Annotated in this window: 3 protein-coding genes; 1 reads left to right on the plus strand and 2 read right to left on the minus strand. The window is 45.3% G+C overall.

Going from position 1 to position 4,146, the window contains the following annotated elements:
• Positions 1-55 precede the first annotated feature (55 nt).
• A complete protein-coding gene (locus tag WMO25_RS15520; RefSeq protein WP_015514902.1) occupies positions 56-1,327 on the plus strand; it encodes a dicarboxylate/amino acid:cation symporter in 1,272 nt (423 codons plus the stop codon).
• A 67-nt stretch (positions 1,328-1,394) separates the two neighbouring features.
• On the opposite strand, the gene WMO25_RS15525 is transcribed toward WMO25_RS15520, so the two are convergent.
• Both WMO25_RS15525 and WMO25_RS15530 read right to left on the minus strand, forming a co-directional pair.
• The gene (locus tag WMO25_RS15525; protein WP_349086075.1) at positions 1,395-2,750 is read right to left on the minus strand and encodes an MATE family efflux transporter; all 1,356 of its coding nucleotides are present in this window, start codon (positions 2,748-2,750) and stop codon (positions 1,395-1,397) included.
• A gap of 288 nt (positions 2,751-3,038) precedes the next feature.
• The coding region (locus WMO25_RS15530; protein ID WP_349086076.1) for an alanine/glycine:cation symporter family protein at positions 3,039-4,146 on the minus strand (1,108 nt) is incomplete at its 5' end.

A 4,146-nucleotide genomic window follows, 5' to 3' on the forward strand; every position in this document is an offset into this window, starting at 1 on the left:
CCTGAATGGAAAGATGCGATGCGGGATTATATTCAGGAATTGAGGGGGTAGGAAAATGGCAAAAGAAAAAAGCAAAAAGAAGCTGGGAATGACCACACTGATTTTTATCGGTTTATTCCTTGGTGCATTTACCGGTATTATTTTGTATTACTTTGTTCCGGGCGGATACATGAGAGATACCGTGTTGGTGGATGGTGTATTTTATGTTGTCGGACAGGGCTTTTTAAGACTCATGCAGATGCTGGTTGTACCGCTTGTATTCTGCTCCCTGATCTGTGGTAGTGCGGCTATTGGTGATACGAAGACCCTTGGCAAAGTCGGTGTGAAGACCATTGTATTCTATCTTTTTACAACGGCTCTGGCGATTTCGATCGCCCTTGCGGTGGGAACGATTGTCAAACCGGGACTTGGACTGGATACAGCTGCGATTCAGACACAAGATGTCACTGTAGCTGAGAGTACGACTCTGACAGAGACGTTATTAAATATCATTCCGACTAATCCCATTGGAGCATTGGCGAATGGTACCATGCTTCAGGTGATCGTATTTGCACTTTTTGTCGGCATTATTCTTGCAAAACTGGGAGAAAGAGTGGAAGTTGTTTCTAACTTTTTTGCACAGTTCAATGATATTATGATGGAGATGACCAATATGGTCATGATGGCAGCGCCGATTGGCGTGTACTGCCTGATTGCCAGAACATTTTCCAATATCGGTTTTTCGGGATTTATTCCGATGGCAAAATATATGCTCTGTGTACTTGGAGCACTGGCGATTCATTGCCTTGGCAGTTATTCTGCATTGATGGCAATCTTTACAAGACTGAATCCGTACAGATTTATCCGTAAGTATTTCCCTGTTATGAGTTTTGCTTTTTCAACAGCAACATCTAATGCTACGATTCCGATGGCAATTGAGACCCTGGATGAAAAAATTGGTGTATCCAAGAAGATTTCATCATTTACGATTCCGTTGGGAGCAACGATTAATATGGATGGTACAGCAATCATGCAGGGTGTTGCCGTCTGCTTTGCTGCCCAGGCATTTGGCATTACTTTGACACCGACGGATTATCTGACTGTTATCGCAACGGCAACATTAGCTTCCATTGGTACAGCAGGTGTGCCGTCTGTTGGTTTGATTACATTGTCTATGGTATTTGCTTCTGTTGGGCTTCCTGTAGAGGCCATTGCCATGATCATGGGTATTGACCGAATCCTGGATATGGCCAGAACAATGGTTAATATTACGGGTGACGCAATGTGTACGGTCATTGTGGCGAATCAGGACGGTGCACTGAATCGGGATGTATTTAACAGCAAATAAAAGAACTGAATAAGTATATTGTGTATAAAAGGTATCCGTGTTGATAAATGCGGATACCTTTTGTCTGTTACATCCGTTTCAGTTCAGGGAGAACTGTGGCGAGCATTACGATGAAGCAAAGACTGCCGCCGATAACATTGGAGACGGGTTCGGCCATAAAAACGCCGTTTGGGCCAATGTTCAGGGCATAAGGCAGGATATAAGTCAGGGGCACCACAATGATGACTTTACGCAGTATGGAGAAAAAGATGGCATATTTCTTCTTGTTGAGGGCTTTGAAAATTGTTTGGCCCACATATTGCAGCAGCATGAAGATAAATGCAGCAAAATAAAGTTTCATGGCGGGGACGGTATCGGTCATCAGGGCCTGATCCGAGCTGAAAATACCGATCAGGAAGCGAGGTGCAGCCAGAATCACGCTCCAGATGAGCAGCGTATAGATCAGCGCTAAAACAGCCATGGTGATACCGGCCTGACGTATTTTTTGGGGGCGTCTGGCACCGTAATTGTAGCTGATGATCGGCGAGGAACCTTCTGTTATGGCGTAAATCGGCGTTTCGACCATCTGACGGACACTGGTGATGATGGTCATAACGGATATGTAGACATCACCGCCTGTAACGGACAGGACATTGTTGGCGCAGATAGTGACAAGACTGTTGGTCAGCTGCATAATAAATCCGGCAGTTCCGAGGCTGACGATATTTTTGGCATCTTCACCGCAGGATGCCAGTTCGGTTTTGGAAAGAAAACGGATCCGATATTCTGCTTTGTAGTGTAAAAAGTACAAAACAAAGGTAGCAGACAATGTCTGCGAAATAACCGTGGCAATGGCGGCGCCTTTGATGCCGAGTCCTAATACAAAAATAAACAGCGGATCCAGCAGAAGGTTGGTGATAGCGCCGATGATAACGGAAATCATGCCGGTTGTTGCATAGCCCTGGGCATTAATGAAAGGATTCATGCCGGTGGCAGCCATGGATGGAAATGTACCGAGCAGATAGATCATCAGGTAGGGGTATGCATAGACCAACCCGGCATCAGAAGCACCAAAAAGTACCAGAATCGGTCTGGCAAAGAGCAGTCCTGCGATCATCAGGATAACTGCGCATAATGCCAGCAGGGTAAAGGATGTATTCATCAGAAGTCCGGCTTTCGCATGATTGCCTTTGCCGCGTTCAATGGAGAAGATCGGCGCACCGCCGGTGCCGAACAGGTTGCTGAAGGCTGTGATAATGACAATGATCGGGAAACAGAGTCCAACAGCGCCGAGAGCCGTGGTGCCAACGTCAGGGATACGGGCAATATAGACACGGTCAACGATATTGTAGAGAAGACTCATGATCTGGGCTACAAGCATCGGCAGAGCGGCTTTCAGAATGTTGCTGACGATATTGCCATTTTCAAAATCAATGCGTTTCATAAAAATCATTCCTTGTTTACAAATTTTCTTGATGTAGTATAACATGAAATGAACTATATGAAAAATATTGTTTTTATATCTATCCTATAGTTTTTTTATATAGAAGAACACCAATTGAACAGATTATGAAGGAAACCGGCCTTACAAAATCTGAAATCAACAACCTTTAAACTTACATCAGGAAGAATATTAGGAATCAAAACGAAAGAAAACTGTAAAGAATGAACGTGTCTGCTATGAATTCGTTCATTCTTTACAGTTTATTGAGATTTGGGAAAGTTTTGCCCTTTATAACTCCGGATGCCGTTTAAAGTAATCCTTTGTTTCGTTTCTTACCACGCCATTCAATGCCAGCAGCGCGATTAAGTTCGGGAATGCCATCAGTGCATTAAAGATATCGGCAATGTTCCATACGGCAGCAACGGTCATATAAGGGCCGATGAAAACGCAGATAATGTACAGCCAACGGTAGGTTTTGACAGCTGTCTGGTTTCTGTTCAGAAGATATTCCAGACAACGTTCGCCATAGTAATCCCAGCCGAGGATGGTTGTAAATGCGAAGAATACAAGGCAGAGCATCAGTGAGAAAGATGCCACAACCGGAGGGAACGGAAGACCCTGCTGGAAAGCAGCTGTAGTGACGGCAACACCTTCAAGGCCTGTATTCCATGTTCCGGTAATAACGATAGAAAGACCTGTCATGGAGCAGATAACGATTGTATCGATAAATGTACCTGTCATAGAGACAAGACCCTGACGGACAGGCTCTTTTGTCTGAGCGGCGGCAGCAGCGATAGGTGCGCTTCCGAGACCGGATTCGTTGGAGAAGATACCTCGCTGGATACCTTTCTGCATAGCCATGATCATAGTACCCATAGCGCCGCCGGCCAAAGCACTGCCTGTAAAAGCAGATTTCACGATGGTTACGATGGCAGCCGGAACAGCTGTGATGTTGGTGATCAGGATGATCAATGCCAGAGCTACATAAAGAACTGCCATAAAAGGCACAACAATCTGAGCAACTTTGGAAATTCGCTGGATGCCGCCGAGAACAACCAGACCGACACATAATGTCAACACAAGACAGGCGATAACGGTTGCCCATGAGTAGGTATTGCCGAACAGTGTGACGGTGTGTGCCATATTCGGATCAAAGAAATTTTTCACTGCGGAAGCGATACCATTGACCTGTGTAAAGGTACCGATACCGAACAGACCAACACCGGCACCGAAGAAGGCAAAAATTTTGGCAAGCCAACGCCATCCGTGTCCCATCCCGTTTTCAATATAGTAGAAAGGACCGCCGAGAACATGGCCTTCGTTATCGATTGTACGGTATTTGATTGCTAACAGACCTTCGGCATATTTAGTCGCCATACCGAGAAAAGCAGCAATG

Origin of the sequence: Coprococcus intestinihominis (assembly GCF_040096555.1) — a bacterium.
Taxonomy (GTDB): domain Bacteria; phylum Bacillota; class Clostridia; order Lachnospirales; family Lachnospiraceae; genus Coprococcus_A; species Coprococcus_A intestinihominis.

Coding starts and splice junctions, on each gene's coding strand:
- WMO25_RS15525 (WP_349086075.1), bottom strand. CDS start 2,750: ATGAAACGCATTGATTTTGAAAATGGCAATATCGTCAGCAACATTCTG.
- WMO25_RS15520 (WP_015514902.1), top strand. CDS start 56: ATGGCAAAAGAAAAAAGCAAAAAGAAGCTGGGAATGACCACACTGATT.